Annotated in this window: 20 protein-coding genes and 7 tRNA genes; 19 read left to right on the forward strand and 8 right to left on the reverse strand. The window is 51.5% G+C overall.

The annotated features are described in order from the left end of the window. Nucleotides 1–32: 32 nt before the first annotated feature. The 18 genes from atpF (at nt 33) to BZG81_RS09660 (ending at nt 11,759) form a co-directional block, all read left to right on the forward strand. Entirely contained in the window at nt 33–503 is a 471-nt protein-coding gene (gene atpF, locus BZG81_RS09575; RefSeq protein WP_077461785.1) for a F0F1 ATP synthase subunit B, read from the forward strand. 15 nt (nt 504–518) lie between these two features. Next, nucleotides 519–1,052 (forward strand): F0F1 ATP synthase subunit delta, encoded by a 534-nt coding sequence (gene atpH, locus BZG81_RS09580; protein WP_077677237.1) that lies wholly within the window; start codon nt 519–521, stop codon nt 1,050–1,052. Between the two features lie 16 nt (nt 1,053–1,068). After that, entirely contained in the window at nt 1,069–2,610 is a 1,542-nt protein-coding gene (atpA, locus tag BZG81_RS09585) for a F0F1 ATP synthase subunit alpha (RefSeq protein WP_077677238.1), read from the forward strand. A 47-nt stretch (nt 2,611–2,657) separates the two neighbouring features. After that, nucleotides 2,658–3,524, forward strand: a complete 867-nt coding sequence (atpG, locus tag BZG81_RS09590) for a F0F1 ATP synthase subunit gamma (RefSeq protein ID WP_025744734.1) — start codon at nt 2,658–2,660, stop codon at nt 3,522–3,524. 36 nt (nt 3,525–3,560) lie between these two features. Continuing rightward, entirely contained in the window at nt 3,561–4,964 is a 1,404-nt protein-coding gene (atpD, locus tag BZG81_RS09595) for a F0F1 ATP synthase subunit beta (RefSeq protein WP_025744735.1), read from the forward strand. A 19-nt stretch (nt 4,965–4,983) separates the two neighbouring features. Continuing rightward, complete coding sequence (locus BZG81_RS09600; protein ID WP_077661256.1) at nt 4,984–5,406, forward strand: F0F1 ATP synthase subunit epsilon; 423 nt, start codon at nt 4,984–4,986, stop codon at nt 5,404–5,406. A gap of 152 nt (nt 5,407–5,558) precedes the next feature. Beyond that, nucleotides 5,559–6,917 (forward strand): bifunctional UDP-N-acetylglucosamine diphosphorylase/glucosamine-1-phosphate N-acetyltransferase GlmU, encoded by a 1,359-nt coding sequence (gene glmU, locus BZG81_RS09605; RefSeq protein WP_077661255.1) that lies wholly within the window; start codon nt 5,559–5,561, stop codon nt 6,915–6,917. 117 nt (nt 6,918–7,034) lie between these two features. Further along, nucleotides 7,035–7,109 (forward strand) — tRNA-Gln (locus BZG81_RS09610). A 2-nt stretch (nt 7,110–7,111) separates the two neighbouring features. Next, nucleotides 7,112–7,188: transfer RNA gene (locus BZG81_RS09615), tRNA-Arg, on the forward strand. Between the two features lie 42 nt (nt 7,189–7,230). Continuing rightward, nucleotides 7,231–7,315: transfer RNA gene (locus BZG81_RS09620), tRNA-Leu, on the forward strand. Between the two features lie 39 nt (nt 7,316–7,354). Then, nucleotides 7,355–7,429: transfer RNA gene (locus BZG81_RS09625), tRNA-Gln, on the forward strand. A 9-nt stretch (nt 7,430–7,438) separates the two neighbouring features. Further along, nucleotides 7,439–7,515 (forward strand) — tRNA-Met (locus BZG81_RS09630). Between the two features lie 41 nt (nt 7,516–7,556). Continuing rightward, a tRNA-Leu gene (locus BZG81_RS09635) sits at nt 7,557–7,643 on the forward strand. 46 nt (nt 7,644–7,689) lie between these two features. Next, nucleotides 7,690–7,774 (forward strand) — tRNA-Leu (locus BZG81_RS09640). A 153-nt stretch (nt 7,775–7,927) separates the two neighbouring features. Continuing rightward, a complete protein-coding gene (locus tag BZG81_RS09645; protein WP_077677239.1) occupies nt 7,928–8,692 on the forward strand; it encodes a DeoR/GlpR family DNA-binding transcription regulator in 765 nt (254 codons plus the stop codon). A gap of 21 nt (nt 8,693–8,713) precedes the next feature. Then, nucleotides 8,714–10,549, forward strand: coding sequence for a glutamine--fructose-6-phosphate transaminase (isomerizing) (gene glmS, locus BZG81_RS09650; RefSeq protein ID WP_077677240.1), 1,836 nt, complete (start codon nt 8,714–8,716; stop codon nt 10,547–10,549). Between the two features lie 279 nt (nt 10,550–10,828). Continuing rightward, the gene (locus BZG81_RS09655; protein WP_021022741.1) at nt 10,829–11,200 is read left to right on the forward strand and encodes a helix-turn-helix transcriptional regulator; all 372 of its coding nucleotides are present in this window, start codon (nt 10,829–10,831) and stop codon (nt 11,198–11,200) included. A 187-nt stretch (nt 11,201–11,387) separates the two neighbouring features. After that, the gene (locus BZG81_RS09660; RefSeq protein ID WP_021022740.1) at nt 11,388–11,759 is read left to right on the forward strand and encodes a helix-turn-helix transcriptional regulator; all 372 of its coding nucleotides are present in this window, start codon (nt 11,388–11,390) and stop codon (nt 11,757–11,759) included. A 45-nt stretch (nt 11,760–11,804) separates the two neighbouring features. On the opposite strand, the gene ilvA is transcribed toward BZG81_RS09660, so the two are convergent. From ilvA to ilvG, 5 genes are read right to left on the reverse strand one after another with little or no spacing between them, the layout of a single operon-like run. After that, complete coding sequence (gene ilvA / locus BZG81_RS09665; protein ID WP_077677241.1) at nt 11,805–13,364, reverse strand: threonine ammonia-lyase, biosynthetic; 1,560 nt, start codon at nt 13,362–13,364, stop codon at nt 11,805–11,807. 2 nt (nt 13,365–13,366) lie between these two features. After that, the gene (ilvD, locus tag BZG81_RS09670) at nt 13,367–15,208 is read right to left on the reverse strand and encodes a dihydroxy-acid dehydratase (RefSeq protein ID WP_077677242.1); all 1,842 of its coding nucleotides are present in this window, start codon (nt 15,206–15,208) and stop codon (nt 13,367–13,369) included. A gap of 17 nt (nt 15,209–15,225) precedes the next feature. Then, nucleotides 15,226–16,167: a branched-chain-amino-acid transaminase gene (ilvE, locus tag BZG81_RS09675; RefSeq protein WP_021022737.1), complete on the reverse strand. Its 942-nt coding sequence runs from the start codon at nt 16,165–16,167 to the stop codon at nt 15,226–15,228. 18 nt (nt 16,168–16,185) lie between these two features. Then, nucleotides 16,186–16,443: an acetolactate synthase 2 small subunit gene (gene ilvM, locus BZG81_RS09680; RefSeq protein WP_021022736.1), complete on the reverse strand. Its 258-nt coding sequence runs from the start codon at nt 16,441–16,443 to the stop codon at nt 16,186–16,188. After that, on the reverse strand, nt 16,443–18,086 hold the full coding sequence (gene ilvG / locus BZG81_RS09685) for an acetolactate synthase 2 catalytic subunit (protein WP_077677243.1): 1,644 nt from the start codon (nt 18,084–18,086) through the stop codon (nt 16,443–16,445). The genes ilvM and ilvG overlap by 1 nt, the downstream gene beginning before the upstream one ends. A 488-nt stretch (nt 18,087–18,574) precedes the next feature. Here ilvG and BZG81_RS09690 point away from each other — a divergent pair, with 488 nt between their 5' ends. Next, nucleotides 18,575–20,098, forward strand: coding sequence for a YifB family Mg chelatase-like AAA ATPase (locus BZG81_RS09690; protein WP_077677244.1), 1,524 nt, complete (start codon nt 18,575–18,577; stop codon nt 20,096–20,098). Here BZG81_RS09690 and BZG81_RS09695 read toward each other — a convergent pair whose 3' ends face one another. The 3 genes from BZG81_RS09695 to ccoG all read right to left on the reverse strand — a co-directional run bounded on the left by BZG81_RS09695 (nt 20,099) and on the right by ccoG (nt 23,361). Next, nucleotides 20,099–20,815 carry a thiol:disulfide interchange protein DsbA/DsbL gene (locus BZG81_RS09695; RefSeq protein WP_021022733.1) on the reverse strand — a complete coding sequence of 239 codons (717 nt, stop codon included), beginning with the start codon at nt 20,813–20,815 and terminating at the stop codon, nt 20,099–20,101. It lies immediately after the preceding gene. Between the two features lie 32 nt (nt 20,816–20,847). Next, the gene (locus BZG81_RS09700) at nt 20,848–21,828 is read right to left on the reverse strand and encodes a serine/threonine protein kinase (RefSeq protein ID WP_021022732.1); all 981 of its coding nucleotides are present in this window, start codon (nt 21,826–21,828) and stop codon (nt 20,848–20,850) included. A gap of 105 nt (nt 21,829–21,933) precedes the next feature. Then, nucleotides 21,934–23,361, reverse strand: a complete 1,428-nt coding sequence (gene ccoG, locus BZG81_RS09705; RefSeq protein ID WP_077461774.1) for a cytochrome c oxidase accessory protein CcoG — start codon at nt 23,359–23,361, stop codon at nt 21,934–21,936. Between the last annotated feature and the right edge of the window lie 120 nt (nt 23,362–23,481).

Raw genomic sequence — 23,481 nt, forward strand, 5'->3', positions numbered from 1 at the left:
ACCCTTTAGCTTATGATTAAGGAGGCGCCGTTGTGAATATCAACGCAACTCTGCTAGGCCAGGCAATCGCGTTCACTATCTTTGTGTGGTTCTGCATGAAATATGTATGGCCACCATTGATGCAAGCGATTGAAGAGCGTCAGAAAAAAATCGCTGACGGTCTCGCGGCGGCTGATCGCGCCGCCAAAGACCTGGATTTAGCCCAGGCGAACGCTTCTGATCAATTGAAAGAAGCGAAGCGCAATGCAACTGACATTATCGAGCAGGCCAACAAACGCAAAGCACAAATCCTCGATGAGGCACGTGTCGAAGCGGCTGCTGAGCGCGACAATATCCTAAACCAGGGTAAGGCCGAGTTGGAAGCAGAGCGTAACCGTGCACGCGATGAGCTGCGTAAGCAAGTCGCATCGCTCGCTGTTATTGGTGCCGAGAAAATTATTGAGCGTTCTATTGACCAGAACGCGCATAAAGATCTTCTCGATAAAATCACTGCAGAACTGTAACAAGGAGGGGCAGCAATGTCTGAACTGACAACACTCGCTCGCCCCTACGCGAAAGCAGCCTTTGATTTTGCGGTAGAAAAAGGCGAGTTAGTCCAATGGGCTGAAATGCTTGCCTTTACTGCTGAGATTGCCCGTGATGAGCGCGTAAAACATATGTTAGACGCGTCCTACTCTGCCGAGAAATTAGCAGATATTTTCATCACAGTGGGTGGCGATCAGCTCAACGATTTCGGCCAAAATTTGATTAAAATGATGGCGGAAAACAAGCGTCTAAAAGCGCTTCCTGAGGTTTGTGAACAGTTTCTCGCCATGCGCGCGGAATTGGAAAAAGAAGTTGATGTGCAAGTCACGTCAGCGACGGCTCTTTCCGAAGAGCAACAACAAGCCATCAGTGAAAAGCTAACGACGCGTTTTGAGCGCAAAGTAAAGCTGAACTGTAGTGTAGACGAAGCCCTGGTTGCCGGGGTTATTATTCGAGCTGGAGACTTGGTCATCGATAACTCAGTAAGTGGCCGTATGCGCCGCCTGAGCGATGCATTGCAGTCTTGATTTGGGGAATTGGAGCATGCAACTTAATTCCACGGAAATTAGCGATCTGATCAAACAACGCATCGAAAAATTCGACGTTGTGAGTGAAGCGCGTAACGAAGGTACCATCGTGTCAGTCAGCGACGGTATTATTCGTATCCATGGCCTTGCTGATGCGATGCAAGGGGAAATGATTGAACTGCCTGGTAACCGTTATGCGCTAGCATTAAACCTTGAGCGTGACTCTGTAGGTGCGGTTGTGATGGGTCCGTATTCGGACCTACAAGAAGGCATGAAAGTCACCGGTACTGGTCGCATTCTTGAAGTACCGACGGGTCCTGAACTGTTAGGTCGTGTGGTGAACACCTTGGGTGAGCCAATCGACGGTAAAGGACCGATCGAAACCGAAACCACTTCGCCTGTCGAAGTGATTGCGCCGGGCGTTATCGCTCGTCAATCGGTCGATCAACCTGTTCAAACCGGCTATAAAGCGGTTGACTCAATGATCCCTATCGGCCGAGGCCAGCGTGAGCTGATCATCGGTGACCGCCAAACCGGTAAAACCGCGTTGGCGATCGATGCGATCATTAACCAGAAAAACTCTGGTATCTACTCTATTTATGTCGCGATTGGTCAAAAAGCCTCAACCATTGCAAACGTAGTTCGCAAGCTGGAAGAGCATGATGCACTGAAAAACACCATCATCGTCGTATCATCGGCTTCTGAAGCGGCTGCTCTGCAATACCTGGCACCTTATGCAGGTTGTGCAATGGGCGAGTATTTCCGTGACCGCGGTGAAGATGCGCTGATTGTGTATGATGATTTGTCGAAGCAAGCCGTTGCTTATCGTCAGATTTCATTGCTATTGCGTCGCCCACCAGGCCGTGAAGCCTATCCAGGTGACGTTTTCTATTTGCACTCACGTCTTCTTGAGCGGGCTGCACGTGTAAACGCGCACTATGTCGAAGAGTTCACCAAAGGTGAAGTGAAAGGTAAAACCGGTTCATTAACCGCCTTGCCTATCATTGAAACCCAAGCGGGTGACGTGTCTGCATTCGTACCGACCAACGTTATCTCGATCACCGATGGTCAGATCTTCCTGCAAACTGAGCTGTTCAACGCCGGTATCCGTCCCGCGGTTGACCCAGGTATCTCGGTCTCTCGTGTCGGTGGCTCTGCGCAAACTAAGATCATGAAAAAACTGTCAGGCGGTATTCGTACAGCCTTGGCACAATATCGTGAGCTTGCTGCATTTGCTCAGTTCTCATCGGATCTGGATGACGCAACCAAGAAGCAATTGGATCACGGTCAGAAAGTGACCGAGCTGATGAAGCAGATGCAATATGCGCCAATGTCTGTCTTTGAGCAGGCCATGGTTATTTTTGCGGCTGAAAAAGGCTACTTGGAAGACGTTGAGCTGAACAAGATCGGTGACTTTGAGCACTCTCTGCTCGCCTTTGCGAAGGCGCAGTATGCCGACCTAGCTGCTCAGATTGATGAGTCTGGTGCTTACAACGATGACGTTGAAGCGCAGTTGAGAAAGCTGTTGGACGACTTCAAAGCGACCCAGACTTGGTAACATTGTAGGTGACCACTTAGGTGGTCACCCACTAACGGAGAGTAACTATGGCCGGCGCAAAAGAGATTCGTACTAAGATCGGAAGTGTGAAAAACACACAGAAGATCACTAAAGCGATGGAAATGGTGGCAGCCTCCAAAATGCGTAAAACGCAAGAAGCCATGGAGTCGTCACGTCCATATGCTGTCACTATGCGCAAAGTGATCGGTCATCTTGCACTGGGTAACTTGGAGTACCGTCATCCTTATTTGGAAGAGCGGGAAGCCAAGCGCGTTGGTTACATCATCATTTCTACTGACCGCGGATTGTGTGGTGGCTTGAACATTAACCTGTTCAAAAATGTTATCACAGATATGGAAAGCTGGACCCACAAAGGTGCTGAGATCGATATGGCATTGGTCGGGGCGAAAGCGACCGCTTTCTTTAACAATTACGGCGGAAATGTAGTCGCACAAACCTCTGGTTTGGGGGATACCCCCGTACTGGAAGACCTGATCGGTACGGTCGGGGTGATGCTGAAAAAATACAATGAAGGTGAGCTGGACCGCTTATATGTTGTTTTCAATAAATTTGAGAACACCATGGTGCAGACCCCAGTGATCGATCAATTGCTGCCTTTGCCCAAGTCAGACGACGAGGATATGCAGACTAGCCACGCTTGGGATTATATCTATGAGCCTGAGCCGAAGCCCTTGCTCGATACTTTGTTGGTTCGCTATGCCGAGTCACAAGTGTATCAAGGTGTGGTGGAAAACCTCGCCAGTGAGCAAGCGGCGCGTATGGTGGCGATGAAAGCTGCGACCGACAATGCAGGTAATCTGATTGATGATCTGCAGTTGGTGTACAACAAAGCCCGTCAGGCTGCGATCACCCAAGAGCTGTCAGAGATTGTTTCTGGCGCAAGTGCGGTGTAAAGGCAAAGGTTAACGAACTAGTTTAGAGGAATAACGATGGCTACAGGTAAGATCGTTCAGATCATCGGTGCGGTAGTCGACGTAGAGTTTCCACAAGACGCAGTGCCGAAGGTATATGATGCGTTGAATGTGAAACGTGAAGGCGAGCGTCTGGTGTTGGAAGTTCAGCAGCAGCTAGGTGGTGGCGTAATTCGTGCTATCGCTATGGGCTCATCTGATGGTCTGCGTCGTGGAATCGAAGTAGAAAACTCAGGGGCTGCAATCCAAGTCCCTGTTGGGGAAGCAACGCTAGGACGTATCGTCAACGTTCTGGGTGATGCAATTGATGAGCGTGGCGATCTTGGTGAAAAAGAGCGCTACTCGATTCACCGTGAAGCGCCAACTTACGAAGAACAATCGAATTCCACTGAGCTTTTGGAAACCGGTGTTAAGGTTATCGACCTTATCTGCCCGTTTGCGAAAGGCGGTAAAATCGGTTTGTTCGGTGGTGCGGGTGTTGGTAAAACCGTCAACATGATGGAGCTTATCAACAACATCGCACTGCAACACTCAGGTCTGTCTGTATTTGCTGGTGTAGGGGAGCGTACTCGTGAGGGTAACGACTTCTACTACGAAATGCAGGAAGCGGGTGTTGTTAATATCGAAAACCCTGAAGAGTCAAAAGTGGCCATGGTGTATGGTCAGATGAACGAGCCACCAGGTAACCGCCTGCGTGTCGCACTGACCGGTCTAACCATGGCGGAAAAATTCCGTGATGATGGCCGTGATGTTCTACTGTTCATCGACAACATCTATCGCTATACCCTTGCCGGTACTGAGGTATCTGCACTGTTGGGTCGTATGCCATCAGCAGTAGGTTATCAGCCAACGCTCGCTGAAGAGATGGGTGTATTGCAAGAGCGGATCACGTCTACCCGTACTGGTTCGATTACTTCCGTACAGGCGGTTTACGTGCCAGCGGATGACTTGACTGACCCGTCACCAGCCACCACCTTTGCCCACTTGGATGCAACGGTTGTATTGTCACGTAACATCGCGTCTATGGGTATGTACCCAGCGATCGACCCATTGGATTCGACATCACGTATGTTGGACCCCTTGGTGGTAGGTCAAGACCACTATGATATGGCACGTGGTGTGCAATCTGTGCTTCAGCGCTATAAAGAGCTGAAAGACATTATTGCTATTCTGGGTATGGATGAGCTATCTGAAGAAGATAAGCTAACGGTTGCACGTGCACGTAAGATTGAACGTTTCTTGACTCAACCTTACCACGTCGCTGAAGTGTTCACCGGCCAACCAGGTGTTTATGTTTCGCTGAAAGATACTATTGCAAGCTTCAAAGGCCTGCTCAGTGGCGAGTACGATGATATTCCAGAGCAGGCTTTCCTGTACTGCGGTAGCATCGACGAAGTACTCGAAAAAGCGAAAAACCTGTAAGGCTTGAGTAGGAGGCGATATGGCAGCGATAACCTTCCATCTGGATGTGGTCAGTGCAGAGCGACGATTGTTCTCTGGCCGTGCCGAGCATATTCAGGTGACCGGTAGCGAAGGTGAACTGGGTATTCACGCAGGACACACACCGCTGCTGACCGCTATCACGCCGGGCATGGTGCGTATCGTCAAGCAAGGCGGTAGCGAAGAGATCATTTATCTTTCTGGCGGCACGCTTGAAGTTCAGCCTAGTACAGTCACTGTACTGGCTGATACGGCAATTCGTGGTGAAGAGCTAGACCAAGCCAAGGCAGAAGAAGCGAAGCGTCGCGCTGAGGATAAAATCCATAATCAGCATAAAGACGTCGACTTTGCTCAAGCGGCCAGTGACCTGGCTAAAGCGGTTGCGAAGCTTCGAGTGATCGAGCTGACCAAACACAAGCGTTAATCAGGCACTTACGGTAAGAATATAAGCGACGCTTCGGCGTCGCTTTTTTTATGTGCCGCGCGACGTGATATCTGCTAGGTGCGTCTTACCACCAAAAAGCGTTACACTGAGCCTCATTATTTATTCAAATCAACCCTCATCACGGAAAGACTATGCAATACAGTGCGGTTATTCTCGCGGCCGGTAAGGGCACGCGCATGTATTCTCAAACCCCTAAAGTGCTTCACACATTGGCTGGTAAACCAATGGTTGAACATGTGATTGATACCTGCCATGGCCTCGGCGCTTCGCAAATTCATTTAGTGTATGGCCATGGTGGTGAAACCATGCAGCGTGTGTTAGCTCACTCGCCGGTGAATTGGTGCTTACAAGCCGAGCAGCTCGGGACAGGCCATGCAGTGCAACAAGCTGCGCCACATTTCGCCGATGATGAGCAAGTGTTGGTGCTCTATGGCGATGTGCCCTTAATTTCAGAGCAAACCTTAACGCGTTTGCTAGAAGGGCAGCCAGAGGGCGGGATTGGGCTGTTAACTGTGCATCAGGACGATCCAACCGGTTACGGTCGTATTGTGCGTGAAAAAGGGGAAGTGGTCGCGATTGTCGAGCAAAAAGATGCGACTGACAGTCAGCTTTCGATCACCGAAATTAACACCGGCGTATTGGTGGCAACAGGACGAGACCTACGTCATTGGTTGTCGCAGCTAGACAATAATAATGCCCAAGGGGAGTTTTACCTTACGGATGTGATTGCGCTGGCGCATCAACAAGGCCGGGCTATTCAAGCGGTTCACCCCGTCAATGCTGTCGAAGTCGAAGGCGTCAATAACCGCCTGCAGCTCTCTCGTCTTGAGCGTGAGTATCAAAAAATGCAAGCCGAGCAACTGCTACTGAGCGGCGTCATGCTTACCGATCCGGCGCGCTTTGATCTACGCGGCCAGTTGCAATGTGGCCGAGATGTCACCATTGATGCCAACGTCATCATCGAAGGCAGTGTGACCTTGGGTGATAACGTCACTATCGGGGCCGGAAGCGTACTGATTGATTGCGAGATTGATGACAACACCTTAATTCGCCCTTATAGCGTGGTGGAAGGTGCTAGCGTCGGGGAAGACTGCACGGTTGGGCCGTTTACGCGGCTACGTCCTGGCGCTGAAATGGCACGCAATGCCCATGTGGGCAACTTCGTGGAAATGAAAAAAAGCCAACTTGGCGAAGGCTCTAAAGCCAACCACCTGACGTATCTTGGTGATACTGAGGTGGGATGCGGCGTGAATATCGGCGCTGGCGTGATCACCTGTAATTACGATGGTGCCAATAAACATAAAACCGTGATTAAAGATAATGCCTTTATTGGATCGGACTCTCAGCTCGTCGCCCCGGTGGTGATTGGTGAAGGGGTCACCGTTGGCGCGGGCAGTACCATCAGTAAAGATGTCGCGGATGGTCAACTAATCATCACTCGCGCCAAACCAAGGACAATTGAGGCTTGGCAACGGCCGAAAAAAAAGTAGAATACTGACTATTGAGCGCGCACAGCGGCTTTTTAGCTTGATAGGCGAAAAGTTGTGCGGTTGGTAAAATCAGGTATTGACTCCCGATAAAAACCAGCCTATTATGCGCGCCTCAGTTGGGGTATCGCCAAGCGGTAAGGCAACGGGTTTTGATCTCGTCATTCCCAGGTTCGAATCCTGGTACCCCAGCCAACGCGTCCGTAGCTCAGCTGGATAGAGTACCTGGCTACGAACCAGGCGGTCGGAGGTTCGAATCCTCCCGGACGCGCCATCTTTCTTCAACTACCATGAAGTGAGATGAACAACTTGGAAAGCGGAAGTGGCGGAATTGGTAGACGCACCAGATTTAGGTTCTGGCGCCGCAAGGTGTGAGAGTTCAAGTCTCTCCTTCCGCACCATTTATTAAAGACATGTGGCTGTAAAGCGGCATGAAAAATTGGGGTATCGCCAAGCGGTAAGGCAACGGGTTTTGATCTCGTCATTCCCAGGTTCGAATCCTGGTACCCCAGCCACTTTAGGTCGGCTACGTAGCTCAGTTGGTTAGAGCACATCACTCATAATGATGGGGTCACAGGTTCGAATCCCGTCGTAGCCACCATTATTCTGATTTATTGCAGATGCAGTGAATCACACCGGTTTGCGGCGGTGGCGGAATTGGTAGACGCGCTAGCTTCAGGTGCTAGTGTCCGAAAGGACGTGAGGGTTCAAGTCCCTCCCCCCGCACCAAGACAATTGATACTTAGCCCGCCCGCTGAGTTATCATAAAAAACATGCGGAAGTGGCGGAATTGGTAGACGCACCAGATTTAGGTTCTGGCGCCGCAAGGTGTGAGAGTTCAAGTCTCTCCTTCCGCACCATATTAAGCCCACTAGCTTCAGCTGGTGGGCTTTTTTCGTTTTTGTTATCTGCCAGTCACACTTCTCGGTCCCTCTAATACTTTTCGCCACTTCATCTTGAACTTTGTTTTGTTTTGTTTATCATAAGTTTCGAATCGAAACTTTAGTGGTTATATGTCGAAACGAAATACCCAACAACGCCGTCACACCATTGTGTCCTTGCTAACAGAGCAAGGGCAGGTGAGTGTTGATGCCCTCTCTCAACGCTTTGAAACCTCCGAAGTGACTATCCGTAAAGATTTGGCCGAGCTGGAGAAAAACGGCCTGCTACTGCGCCGTTATGGCGGAGCTGTGCCTGTACCGCAAGAAATGGTATCGGAGCAGGCGGTGAAAGTGTCGAAGCAAAAGCAAAGTATTGCCGATACTGCGGCGGCGCGTATTCGAGATCATAACCGTATCGTCGTCGACAGTGGCACCACGACTGCGGCTTTAATCCCTTTGCTCGACAAAAAGCGCGGTCTAGTGGTGATGACTAACTCATTGCAGGTTGCCAATGCGATTCGTGAGCTTGAACACGAACCCACTTTATTAATGACGGGGGGAACGTGGGATACCCATTCTGAGTCCTTTCAAGGCCAAGTAGCCGAACAAACCTTACGTGCCTATGACTTTGATCAGCTCTTTGTTGGCGCCGACGGCATTGATGTCGGGCGTGGCACGACCACATTTAATGAAATGACGGGTCTGACACGGGTGATGGCGGAGGTCGCGCGTGAAGTGGTGGTGATGATCGAATCTGACAAGATCAGTCGCCGTATTCCCAACTTGGAGCTTGCCTGGTCCAGCATCGATACCTTGATCACCGATAACCAACTCGACGACGATCTCAAGCGCGCGATCGAACAAACGGGGACAGATGTGATCTGTGCCGATACCTGATAAACCCAATAAGGAAAGACTATGTGTGGAATTGTAGGCGCTGTGGCGCAGCGTGATGTGGCTGAAATTTTAGTGGAAGGCCTACGTCGTCTTGAATACCGCGGTTATGACTCTGCTGGCGTTGCGATCACGGATGACCAGGGGCAATTAACCCGCGTTCGTCGTTTGGGTAAGGTTGCTGCGCTCTCCGATGCCGTTGCAGCGTCTCATCCGACCGGAGGAACGGGGATTGCGCATACACGTTGGGCCACCCATGGAGAACCCAGCGAAGCCAATGCCCACCCACACATGTCCGGTAATGATATTGCGGTGGTCCATAATGGCATTATCGAAAACCATCAGACATTGCGTGAACAGCTGCAAGCACGTGGCTATCAATTTGATTCGCAAACCGATACCGAAGTGATCGCTCACTTAGTTGACTGGGAGATGCAACAAAGTGGTGATTTGCTGAATGCATTTCAACGCACCGTCGATCAGCTTGAAGGGGCTTACGGCACCGTAGTGATGGATAGACGCCAACCTGAGCGTTTGATTGCCGCGCGCTCAGGCAGCCCGTTGGTGATTGGCCTTGGGGTAGGAGAAAACTTTCTCGCCTCGGATCAGCTTGCGCTGCTCAATGTCACGCGTCGCTTTATCTATCTCGAAGAAGGGGATGTGGCTGATATCTCTCGCCGCGAGGTGACAATTTATAATCAGGAGGGCACACCGGTCGAGCGCGAGGTGAATGAAGCCAGTGCTCAATACGATGCCGCCGATAAAGGCCAATATCGCCACTACATGCAAAAAGAAATCTATGAGCAACCCACGGCATTGACGAACACCATGGAAGGCCGTTTGGGCAACGACCATGTGATTGTGGATGCGATTGGCAATGGCGCCAGCGATATTTTGGCCAAAGCGCAGCACATTCAAATTATCGCCTGCGGGACCTCTTACAATGCGGGCATGGTGGCACGTTATTGGTTTGAGTCGTTGGCTGGGATTAGCTGTGATGTCGAGATTGCTTCTGAGTTTCGCTATCGCCAGTTTGTTACCCGTCCCAACAGTGTGCTCATTACCTTATCGCAATCTGGCGAAACGGCCGATACGTTAGCGGCGCTGCGCTTAGCGAAAGAGCGTGGTTATATGGCGACCATGGCCATTTGTAATGTGGCAGGTTCATCACTGGTTCGTGAGTCTGACTTAGCCTTTATGACGCGAGCAGGGACGGAAATCGGCGTTGCATCGACCAAAGCTTTTACTACCCAGCTGTCCGCGCTACTGATGCTGGTCACCGCGCTGGGTAAAATGCAAGGGCGTATCGGCCGTGATAAAGAGCGTGAGGTTGTCGATGCCTTGCACCATCTCCCCTCTAGCATTGAGCAGGCACTCACGTTTGATAAAGCGATTGAGCAGCTCGCTCAGGACTTTGCTGACAAGCATCATGCGCTCTTCCTTGGCCGTGGTGAGTATTATCCGATTGCTATTGAAGCCGCGCTCAAGCTAAAAGAAATCTCTTACATTCACGCTGAGGCCTATGCCGCTGGTGAGCTAAAGCATGGCCCATTGGCGCTGATTGATGCTGACATGCCGGTGATTGTGATCGCACCGAACAATGAGCTGTTGGAAAAGCTCAAATCAAACATTGAAGAAGTACGTGCTCGTGGTGGCCAGCTCTATGTGTTTGCCGATCAAGATGCCGGTTTTACACCGGAAGAAGGCATGAAAATTATCGCCATGCCACACGTGGATGACATCATCGCCCCGGTTTTCTACACCATCCCGATGCAGCAATTGTCGTATCATGTGGCCTTAATTAAAGGCACGGACGTTGACCAACCTCGTAACCTCGCCAAAGCGGTGACGGTGGAATAATCCTGCCTAGTAATCACCACGCTCTGACTAGGAGCGTGGTTGATCATTTATCAGTTACTTCTTCTTTGCTATAAAAATGCGATCTGCATAGGCTTTGTTGCAAAATGCAAATCATTTTGCATTCAATCTCAGGCATGGCGTCTTGAAATATAAACAGGATGTCGTGTGTGTATCTAAATATATGATTTTTAAGTCTTTATTTGATGCCTAATAACCTGGCCTACATTGTGCATACTCAGGGTATAACGACAAATATTGATAAGTTGTAGTGAGGAAGCAATGATTGATTCTAAAACCCAAGTAGCAAAACGCATCAAAGAAGCGCGTGAGTGGAAAGGCATCACTCAAGTAAAAATGGCCAAACTACTCAATGTGGCGCGTCAGACTTATTTGGATATCGAAAACGGTAAAACTGAGCCTCGCGTTCGCATGCTTTCCAATATCGCTGAATTGACTGAACGTCCATTAGTGTGGTTTGTCTATGGTGACGAAGATGTTGAGATGCATGATGTTCAATACAAGCAAGATGTGAACCGCTTGCTCGAGCATTTCTCGCGTTTACCCCATGAAGCGCGCACGGCCATTTTAAATCAAAGCGTGAATATGGCGTCGTTCCTTGTGAACTATTCAAAGGCCGCTCAACGCGCATAAGAGCACTGCCTGACCGACTAGATATGCGGGTAAGTGCTTGCTTACTGAGGTAGGCATCCGTAGCGCAGCATCACACTATCGATGTGCGCTACCATGATACGCCTACCGAGCCATGCATAATGCAGGGTTGGTGTTGTGACGGGCTTTTGTTTAATACAGCTCGGGTAGCAGAGATGAGGCATGAATCATGGTGATTTCGACCGCGCATATGGCGCAACGGATCCGTGAAGCACGGGAATTCAGTAAAATCACTCAGGTAGAGATGGCGCAGCGTTTGAATGTCGCGCGGCAAACCTATCTAGATATGGAATCGGGGAAAACCGATCCAAAAATTCTAGCGCTGGTCACGATTGCAGAGATCACCGGTCGCCCTTTTAATTGGTTCGTGCATGGTGAGTCTGATGAGCGCGACATTGCCTTCACTCATCGTGACGATTTGGCCGCCTTAACCAGCTTGCTGAGTCAGTTGCCGCAAGTTGCGCGTCAAACCGTTATGGATAACGCACTATCAATTGCTGAGTATGTCGTATCAATGACGCCCGAGCCGCGAAACGAATAAACAAAAAGCCCGATAAACGTTATCGGGCTTTTGCTTATTTGGCGTCTATGTCGTCGAGTGGGAGAGGAAAAAACGAAAGGCGGGATTCGACGTTTCATCTTTCCATTCATAGCCGAGCTCGCGTAAATGCGCGGTAAATGCCAGCAAATCTTGGTCGCCGATCTCAAAGCCACATAAAACACGTCCGTAATCTGAGCCATGGTTTCGGTAGTTAAACAGGCTAATATTCCAGTGGGTGCCCAGTGTTTGTAAAAAATGCAATAGTGCGCCTGGGTATTCAGGAAATTCGAAGCTGTACAGGCGTTCATGGAGGTGGGTTGAGGGACGCCCGCCAATCATGTAACGCACATGAACCTTGGCCATTTCATCGTCGGATAAATCTTCTACCGGATAACCTGCTTGGCGTAGATCCTTGATTATCTGATCCAACTCTTCTTGGCCTCCCAGCAACCGCACCCCGACGAAAATGTTCGCCAGGTTTTCATCCCCATATCGATAGTTAAACTCAGTCACGGCGCGATCGCCCAAAATCTGACAGAAATTGAAAAAAGCGCCAGTGTGTTCAGGGATAGTGACGGCAAGTAGGCCTTCGCGTTTTTCCCCCAGCTCAGCCCGTTCAGAGACGTAGCGTAGCGAGTGAAAGTTGGTGTTGGCACCGGATAACACCGCCGCCATTTGCTTGTCTTTTAGCTGATGTTTTTCAACATAGTGTTTTAGTCCAGCCAGTGCTAACGCGCCTGACGGCTCGGAAATAGCACGGGTGTCTTCAAAAATGTCTTGTACCGCCGCGCAAATGGCATCACTGGACACCGTGATGCTGTCATCAAGGTATTGCTGGCATAGCCGAAAGGATTCATCGCCGATGCGCTTGACTGCAACGCCATCGGCAAAGGTTCCAACCCGATCGAGGGTGACGGGAAAGCCAGCATCTAACGCCGCGCGCAGACAGGCCGAGTCTTCCGCTTCGACACCGATCACCTTGATATTAGGCATCAGTTGTTTGATAAGCACTGCGACGCCGGCAGCGATGCCTCCGCCCCCGACGGGTAAGAAGACATAATCGAGATGACCATTTTGTTGCACTAGCTCAAGACCGATAGTTCCTTGACCGGCAATCACCTGTGGGTGATCAAAGGGCGGAACAAAGGTATAGCCATGCTCATCGGCAAGCTGTTGTGCTCTGCCTTTGGCGTCATCAAAATTATTACCATATAGCACCACTTTGCCGCCAAAGCCGCGTACCGCATCGACTTTAATCGCCGGTGTTGTCCGTGGCATGACGATGGTTGCTTGCACGCCAAGCTTGCTTCCAGATAACGCCACCCCTTGTGCATGATTACCGGCAGAGGCAGCAATCACACCGGCTTGCTTTTGCGCGTCGGTTAACTGGGCCATCATATTATGCGCGCCACGCAGTTTAAATGAATGAACCGGTTGACGGTCTTCGCGTTTGAGCTGCACCTGGTTATCGAAGCGCTCAGACAAGCGTTTCATGGTTTGAAGTGGCGAGGTGATCGCCACTTCATAAACAGGCGCGCGCAAGATATCCCTAAGGTAATCAGCACCGTCCATCGGTTGTGCGGGTAAAGATTGCGCCTGTTGCATGCTTACTCCTCCAATTTACTGCGATCGCGCACCGCGCCTTTATCAGCACTGGTGGCAAGGGTGGCATAGGCTCTTAAGGCGTAAGAAACCTGACGCTGGCGATCTTTCGGTTTCCACCCTCTTGCCTGCGCCTTTTCTCGGCGTGCAGTGAGGGTGGCTTCATCTACCCGCAAGCTGATTTCACGGGTCGGGATGTCAATGTGAATGCGATCACCGTCTTCAACGAGGGCGATGGTGCCGCCGTTAGCTGCTTCGGGTGACACATGACCAATGGATAGCCCGGAAGTGCCGCCAGAAAAACGGCCATCAGTGAGCAGGGCGCACGACTTACCCAGCCCCATCGATTTTAAGTAGGTGGTGGGGTAGAGCATTTCTTGCATCCCTGGTCCACCTTTGGGTCCTTCATAGCGAATCACGACCACATCGCCGGCTTTGACTTTTCCACCGAGAATCGCTTCCACGGCGGTGTCTTGGCTTTCGAAGACCACCGCGGGCCCTTCGAAGGTCAGAATGCTCTCATCCACGCCGGCGGTTTTGACGATACAGCCATTTAAGGCGATATTACCTTGCAGCACGGCAAGGCCACCGTCTTGGCTGAATGCGTGCTCGAGGGTACGAATACAACCAGATTGACGGTCATCATCCAGAGTGTCCCAGCGACAGGTTTGCGAGAAGGCTTGGGTGGTACGAATGCCCGCCGGCCCGGCGCGATAGAAAGCTTTAATCGCTTCATCATCGGTTTGTACAATGTCATATTGCGCCAGTTGCTCTTTAAGGCTCATGCCCAGCACAGTTTGCTGGTCCATATTCAGTAAGTTGGCGCGTTGGAGTTCGCCGAGGATCCCCATCACACCACCGGCGCGGTGCACATCTTCCATGTGATACTGCTGGGTGGATGGTGCCACTTTGCAAAGATGAGGGACTTGGCGTGACATGCGATCAATATCATCCATACCAAAATCGATATCGCCTTCTTGAGAGGCGGCCAGCAAGTGCAGCACGGTATTGGTTGATCCTCCCATGGCAATGTCGAGTGCCATGGCATTTTCAAATGAGGCGCGATTTGCAATATTGCGTGGCAGGATGCTGTCGTCGTCTTGCTCGTAATAGCGCTTGGCGAGCGAAACAATCCGTTTACCGGCGTTGAGAAACAGTTGTTCACGATCTGCATGAGTGGCGAGCATGGATCCATTACCGGGTTGGCTGAGCCCCAGCGCTTCGGTTAAACAGTTCATCGAGTTGGCAGTAAACATACCTGAGCATGAGCCACAAGTGGGGCACGCTGAGCGTTCAATTTGCTCGCTTTGCTCATCAGACACATCTGGGTTGGCCCCTTGCATCATGGCATCGACCAGATCGAGTTTAAGGATTTGATCGGAAAGCTTGGTTTTCCCTGCTTCCATGGGGCCACCCGAAACAAAAATCACCGGCACGTTTAGCCGCATCGACGCCATAAGCATGCCCGGGGTGATTTTGTCACAGTTGGAAATACAGACCATGGCATCGGCACAGTGGGCGTTGACCATGTACTCGACCGAGTCAGCGATAATCTCACGCGAGGGCAGCGAGTAGAGCATGCCGCCGTGGCCCATGGCGATGCCATCATCCACTGCGATGGTATTAAATTCTTTGGCAATCCCGCCGGCTTGTTCGATTTCTCGCGCCACCAGCTGGCCCATATCTTTGAGGTGGACGTGCCCGGGCACAAACTGGGTAAACGAGTTCACCACCGCGATGATGGGCTTGCCGAAATCATCATCTTTAACGCCGGTGGCGCGCCATAATGCGCGTGCGCCTGCCATGTTACGACCGTGAGTAGTGGTTTTGGAACGATAGGTTGGCATATTACGACTCCTTTGCCTTATGCGCGCTGGTCGGGGTGAACGGGATCAAGCCAGCCCCATTTGTCTTCGGTAGTGCCATCAAACAGGCCAAAAAAGGCTTGCTGTAGTGAGGCGGTGATCGGGCCTCGTTGACCTTCACCCACTGTAATTTGGTCGACGCTGCGCACGGGGACGATTTCAGCTGCGGTTCCCGTCATAAACACTTCATCGGCCAGATAAAGCGCTTCACGTGCAATCGACTCTTCGCGAATCGTTAGCCCTTGTTCTTTGGCGAGCGTGATGATCGAATCGCGTGTTAGTCCAGGTAAAATCGCGCTGGTGGCCGGTGGGGTACTGATCACGCCATTTTTGACAATAAAGAGGTTCTCACCGGCCCCTTCGGACAGGTAGCCACGCACATCCAGTGCAATGCCTTCTGCGTAGCCATGACGGCGGGCTTCTCCACCCACTAATAAGGACGATAAGTAGTTGCCGCCGGCTTTTGCCGCGGTTGGAATGGTATTGGGGGCGGCACGGTTCCAGCTCGAGACCATGGCATCGACCCCTTGTGCGAGGGCGTCTTCGCCAAGGTAGCTTCCCCAGCTAAAGGCAGCGATGATGATGTCCATCTGTGTCTCTGGCGGTGGACAAACGCCGAGGCCAACATTGCCGACAAAGCCAAGCGGACGAATATAGGCGGAGCGAAGCTGGTTCACGCGCAGGGTTTCTCGGCAACCTTCCATCAGCGCATCCACGCTAAATGGGATCGGGAAACGATAAATCTTCGCCGAGTCTTTAAGGCGCTGCATGTGTTCGCGATGGCGAAATACCACGGGGCCGTTTGGGGTGTCGTAGCAACGTATCCCTTCAAAGACTGAGGTGCCATAGTGCATGGCGTGGGTGAGTACGTGCACAGTGGCATCCTGCCAAGCGATCATTTCCCCGTTAGACCAAATATAATCAGCGGTATTTGTCGACATTCTTTTCTTCCTTTTTGGTTATGCGCGTAGGGACTGTGTAGTCGAAGAGGCCATCATGACCTCTGCCACGTCCCATAGCTTAGTCAGTTGTGGCCGCAAGGTCTCGATCGCGCGTTGGCTTTCGACGGTGACATCAAAAATTACCTGTCCCGAGTCCGAAGGCATTGACATCGTAAACTGGCAGACGGTAAAGCCACGATGACGGATCACGCGCAACACGCGCTCCAACAACTCAGGGCTGTGGGTGGCATGAATTGAAAATTGGTGTTGTGTCATCAGCTTTGCTCCATCATTTGTTGGTTGGCTGCCCCAGGCGGTACCAGTGGCCATACATTTTCCATTTCGTCGATAGCCACATGCAGCAAATAAGGCCCCTGGTGAGCCATCAGGGTGCGTAGCCCCTCTTCAACGTCTTGCTTGCAGCTAATGGTATGCCCAGGGATATCGAACGCGCTCGCGAGGGTGAGAAAATCCGGATTGTCAGACAGGTCGGTCTCACTGTAGCGTTGATCGAAAAACAGCTGCTGCCATTGACGAACCATGCCTAAACGCTGGTTATCAAGCAGAATGATTTTAACGGCGATCCCTCGGCGTTTGAGTGTGCCCAGCTCTTGAATATTCATCATAAACGAGCCATCTCCGGTCACTAACACCACCTCATCATTGGGGCGAGCGACTTTGGCGCCCATTGCAGCCGGTAAACCAAAGCCCATAGTGCCCAGCCCTGCGGAGGTTAATAGATTCTCTGGCCGTGATGGGAGTACATGTTGCGCGACCCACATCTGGTGCTGGCCGACATCGGTCGCGACCACCGTACTGGTTGGCATACGCTGCGAAAGGTTATTCAGCAGTGCCGGCGCATAGATAGCGTCACCTGGGTGGTCATAACGCCACGAGTGCGTCGTTTGCCAGGTGGTGATTTGAGCGCGCCAATCAGGCGATGTGTCAGGGTTTTCTAGGGCGGGAAGCACGAGATTGAGTGGGGCGCAAACCGGTGCTTGTGCGCGGCGCAGTTTGTTGATTTCCGCCGCATCGATATCGATATGCACCACGTTAGCGTGGGGGGCGAATGTATCGAGCTTGCCGGTGACTCTGTCATCAAAGCGTGCGCCGATGACAATCAGCAAATCGGACGCTTGCACCGACAAGTTAGCGGCTTTGGTGCCATGCATGCCTAACATGCCTAGATAATACGGATAGTGCGGTGCGACGGTGCCTAAGCCTTTTAAGGTACTGACCACAGGTAGTTCACTGCGCGCTAAATAATCGCGCACTGCTTGAGTGGCTTTGCCTAACACCACACCGCCGCCGAGATAGACCATAGGGCGCTGACTGGCTCGGATAAGCGCATTCGCCTGGTCGATATCTGTCTTGTTGAGTGGCGCGATATGTGGCGTGGTGATCTGGACTGTAGTCTCAGGGATCAAGCCTTGCTGTACGTCTTTGGCGATATCGACGAGCACGGGGCCCGGTCGACCTGATTGTGCCACTTCAAATGCTTGTGCGAGTGTGGGGGTGAGCTCAGCGGGATCGGTCACTAAAAAACTGTGTTTGGTGCAGGCTAACGATAAGCCTAGCACATCGATTTCTTGAAAAGCATCGGTACCGATAAGAGGGCTAGCAACCTGGCCGGTGATGGCCACAATAGGGACTGAGTCCATCATCGCATCGGCAAGTCCGGTCACGAGATTGGTGGCGCCAGGACCTGATGTCGCAATGCATACCCCAGGACGGCCACTGGCTCGGGCATACCCGATCGCAGCCATGGCGGCGCCTTGCTCGTGGCGACAGAGGATATGTTCCACCCCGCCGTCAAAAAGGGCATCGTAAACGGGCATGATGGCGCCCCCAGGATAACCAAAAACGGTATCCACCCCTTGTTGTTGTAACGCTTTTACCACCCATTGTGCACCGGTCATCGTCGCCCCTCCCCGTCTAAGCGGGGAGAGCAGGGTTGCGAATAACCTGTCTCTGCGCGCTCCATCATGATTGCTTCCGTTGTCGCGTGGCATCGCCACATGAATGAAAAAAGCCCCCGAACCTTTGGGTTGCGGGGGCTTGGTTGCGATGTTGCTGCTGTCTTTCGCGTACCTACACCCCTCGCGGAATAATGACCACGATGAGGCGAATAATGAGAACGATAGCGAAATTTAACATTTGTCTGTCTTATCTTTTATTGGGCCCATTTTATGAGCGTTTTGTTAATTATGTTTTTGTTTATGCCTGCTTGTTGCAGGTCAGTCACGGAGCCGATCTATCGCCGAGTCTCGTGTTTAATTGTTGTGCATTTGTAGTGGTATCACAGACCTCACTCGCATGACAAGAAAAAATTACTCTCAATCACAGATTAGCGCGGCAGTATAAGAGCTGGGTTTCATAGCGATGACAGTAAGCGGAGTGGGAAAATATGGCATTGGCGATAGTTCACAGTCGAGCCTGTGTCGGTGTAGAAGCGCCGAGTGTGACCGTAGAAGTACATATATCTAATGGTTTACCGGGGTTTGCGTTGGTGGGCTTACCGGAAACGACGGTCAAAGAAGCCCGTGATCGGGTACGAAGTGCGATTGTGACTTCTAATTTTGAGTTCCCCTCGCGCCGGATCACCGTCAACCTGGCCCCAGCCGACTTACCTAAAGAAGGGGGACGATTTGATTTACCCATTGCGCTTGGGATCTTGGTGGCGTCGGGACAGTTGCCAGAAAAGCGTTTAAACGCGTTTGAGTTTTTAGGTGAACTGGCGTTGTCGGGGCAATTACGGCCGGTTAAAGGCGCATTGCCGGCGGCGCTCGCCAGTCAAAAAGCGCAGCGAGCCCTGGTGGTACCGGATGATAATGCCAATCAGGTGGCGCTGGTAGACAATGAGCGGCATGTGTCAGCGCCCGACCTGATTGCCGTGAGCCAACACCTAGCCGGCCAGCAAAGTTTATGTTTAAACGCTGTCCCTGCCGTGAATGACATGCCAGCGGTGACGCGATGCTTACGCGACATTATCGGTCAGCAACAAGGTAAGCGGGCGTTAGAAATTGCCGCCAGTGGATCTCATAACTTACTTTTTGTAGGTCCTCCCGGTACTGGGAAAACCATGCTTGCGTCGCGTTTATGTGACTTGCTGCCACCGATGAATGATGATGAAGCGTTAGCCTCAGCCGCCGTCACCTCTTTGACTCAACAACCTTTGCATGAGGGTAATTGGCGTCAGCGCCCTTTCCGTAGCCCCCACCATTCCAGCTCCATGGCAGCCTTGGTCGGAGGCGGCAGCGTACCGCGCCCTGGTGAGATTTCGCTGTCTCACCATGGTGTATTGTTTCTTGATGAAATGCCGGAGTTTGAGCGTCGCGTACTCGATGCGTTGCGCGAGCCGCTTGAGTCTGGCGAAATTGTGATTTCGCGCGCCAATGGTAAAACCCGGTTTCCGGCTCGCTTCCAACTTATCGGTGCATTAAACCCGAGTCCAACCGGTCATCATGAAGGTGAATTGGCCCGGTCTAACCCACAACAAATTCTGCGTTATTTAGCGCGTTTATCTGGCCCACTGTTAGACCGATTTGATATGTCCATTGATATTCCCGCACTGCCACGAGGCTGTCTTTCTAGTGGCGGAGAACGCGGTGAGTCAACGTCGACGGTAAAAGCGCGGGTAGCGGCTGCGCGTGAGCGTATGCTGGCACGCCAAGGAAAGGTGAATGCGTTGTTGAGTAATCAAGAAATGGAGCTGCATTGTCAGCTCGCTCAGGCTGATGCGGCGTTTTTAGAGCAGGCTTTACATCGATTGGGGTTGTCCGTTCGGGCCTATCACCGCATTATCAAGGTAGCACGTACCATTGCCGATCTTGGCGGCGACGCTCAGATCTCACGCCCTCATTTAGCGGAAGCGCTGGGATATCGGGCGATGGATGGCTTATTGCGCCATCTCAACGCCCAAGTCAGCTAATTACTTTTGGGTCAGTAAAAAGTTGATCAACTGGAAGTATTCTTCCGGAGTTTCTACTGTTTTGGGTGTCACGTGATATTTGCCGTTGACGATCACCGCAGGCACACCGCGCAAGCCCGCTTTTTCGAACGATTGGTCGAAACGCTTGGCCATGGAGTTCGCGGCAAAGCTGTTGTAAGCGCTGTCAAATTCTTTGCCATCAATGCCGTTATCGACAAACATTTGGCGAACCTCCGCCAGTGATTTCGGTGGGTTTTGTGCCGCATGAATGCGATCAAACATCACCGGAATAATGGTTTTTTGTGCATCGAGCACAACCGCCGCTGCGTAGGCGCGTGTTACCACACTGCCCATCTCGCCGCCCATAAAAGACACATGGTGTTTTACCACTTTCGCATTATCAGGCACTTGTTGTTTGAGCTGCTGGACCAGTGGTTCAAACTGATAACAATGTGGGCAATAGAAAGAGAAAAACTCGGTCACTGTTGGGGAATCAGTTGCCGGCGTCTCTAGCACCTGGTAATCCTCACCAGCTTTAAAGCGGCCTGGTTTAGCATCCGCTACCTCAATCGGTGTTGCAGGCTCTGCCGACTCCGTTTGCGTCTGCGTGGTTTCGGTTGTTGGGGTGGTGTCTGGTGATGTCTGCGTCACGCTCTCAGGCTCAGAGCACGCGGTTAGGCCTACGACCAGTAGCAAAGGCAACAGTTTTTTAAACATGATTGAATGACTCTCCGTTATCGATTGAGTGCTTACGGATACAGTGTAAGCGGTGGTGCTTCAAGGGCGGCAAGTTGTTCTTTAAAAGCGAGTACCTGACCTTCCCAGTATTTTGCATCAGCAAACCAAGGAAATGCACGAGGAAACGCCGGGTCTTGCCAGCGTTTTGCCAACCAGGCCATGTAATGCACCATTCTCAGACCTCGTAATGGCTCGATCAGTTGCAATTGGTCGGCGGGGAATTCACGAAATTCACGATAACCCTCCGCCAAGGTGTCGAGTTGCGCGAGCTGATCGGCGCGACTGCCGTTTAAAAATAGCCATAAATCTTGCATCGCGGGACCGTTACGTGTGTCATCAAAATCGACAAATAGTGGACCGTCTCGCCACAAAATATTGCTGGGATGACAATCGCCATGGAGCCGAATCGCGGGCCACTCCGTGTGCCATCGCGCCGCGATGGCATCGATTAATCGGTCGAGATCAGAGAAGAATGTCGCTTGCAGGCTTGCTGGGATCAAGCTGGCTTCTCCTAGCTCGCGGCGTGGCTGATAAAGGTGGCTGTCGAGATCAAATTTAGCGCGAGTTTGAAAAGGCTTAGCGGCGCCCATTTGGTGGATACGACCCAGATAACGGCCGACCGCTTCGAGCTGATCCCAATTGTCCACTTCAAAGCCGCGACCGCCCACACTGGGGAATAAGGCAAAGCGAAAGCCTGACGCGTAAAAAAGACTGGTTCCCTCTCGTTGAATCGGCGCAACGACGGGAATATCTGCGTCAGCTAGCTCGCGGCAGAAAGCATGTTCTTCATGAATTTGCGCATCGGACCAGCGAGCGGGCCGATAGAACTTGACCACATAGCGCTGGCCATCATCGGCGACAAACTGGGCCACCCGATTTTCATAGCTGTTCAGCGCGAGTAGGCCGGATTGAGGAAAAATACCGACCGATTCAATCGCATTTAATTGAACGTCGGGAGTAAGAGCATGAAAGTCAAAGCCTATCTCGGTCATACGCCACCTGAGAATGACAAAAGAAACGTTATAGTAACAAATAAAAAGGGCGCTGCCTGCGCCCTGTTTAGTTGTCGTGAATGGTTGTTGTGGTGAATTGGCCGATTACAGATCCGTGATAAAGCGGCTTTCTGCCGTTACCCTTTTTTGTTTGTCGCCTGATTCACGCTCCATCACAAAGGTGATGTCGGCAATGCGTTGCTCCATCTCGTACGTATCGACTGCCAGACTAATCGGCAGTGAGAAAACCTCACCCGCTTGTACATTAACGGTTTGTGGCCCGTGCCATGTCACCTCATCCAAGCCTTTAACCGACAGCTGATATACGTCGTCTGTCTGCGTTTTATTTAAGATTTTTAAGGTGTAGGTATTTTCAACCAGTCCTTGGTTGTTAATGCGATACAGTTGATTACGGTCGCGTATCACATCCAGCTCCATCGGCATGACCGACATCGCCAGATAAATAAACATTGCAGTCACAATAACCATGACCGCCCCATAACCCACCAGTTTTGGTCGCATGACCGCGGTTTTCTTTCCTTCGAGCTTGTGCTCGGTGGTGTAGCTGATTAGGCCGCGCGCGTACCCCATGCGATCCATGGTTTCATCACACGCATCGACACAGGCACCACAGTTGATGCATTCATACTGCAAACCATCACGAATATCGATACCTGTCGGACACACTTGCACACATAGGTTGCAGTCAATACAGTCGCCTAATCCTAATGCTTTGGGATCTTTCTTACGTGGGCGAGGCCCGCGTTTTTCGCCGCGTTTGGCATCATAGCCAACGATAAAGGTGTCTTTATCAAACATTGCGGACTGAAAGCGCGCGTAGGGGCACATGTGAATACACATGATCGATCGCATCCAGCCCGCATTCCCGTAAGTACAGGCAGCAAAGAAGATCACCCAAAAGCCGACCCAAAAGCTAGTATCGAACGTGACTAAATCGACCGCGAGCGATTGCACGGGGACAAAGTAACCGACAAACGTGGCGCCCGTGACCAGAGATATGAGCCACCAAGCCGCATGCTTCGCGGCTTTTCGCGCGGCCAATGCCGGCGTAAGTTTGAGCGAGTCTTGTTTTCGGCGTTTGTTGGCCGCCCCCTCCAGCTTTTCTTCAAACCAGATAAAGAGAAAGGTCCATACTGTTTGCGGGCACAAATAGCCACACCACACCCGGCCAAGAAAAGTGGTAATAAAAAAGAGGCCGAAGGCGGCGAGCATCAAAAGTGCAGCCAACAAGGTCAGGTCTTGTGGCCACAACGTGGTGCCGAAAAAATTAAACTTTTGATTGCCTATATCCAGCAAAATGGCTTGTCGGCCTTGATACGGGATCCAGGGCGTTAGCAGAAACAGCAGCATAAAGAACCAGCCCATGTAACGGCGCATTCGCTGGTAATAGCCTTTCACCGCGCGTACATAAATGCGATTACTCGGATTAAAGCGATCGTCGTTACCTTTATGGGTTTTGGGATTGTATTCTTTTGCAGTCACGTCTTTGACGTTAATTTTTTTATCGCTCATGACATTGGCTTTCCTTGGGATAGCGGGTCCATGGTGCATTGCCAGGCCCTAATTATCATTGTGCCTGTGATTGTAGCGCAGCAAACGCCGTGAATACGCTACCAGAGTCATAGTTTGCGA

It is taken from the genome of Salinivibrio sp. MA607, assembly GCF_001996245.1.
GTDB classification, from domain to species: Bacteria; Pseudomonadota; Gammaproteobacteria; order Enterobacterales; family Vibrionaceae; genus Salinivibrio; species Salinivibrio costicola.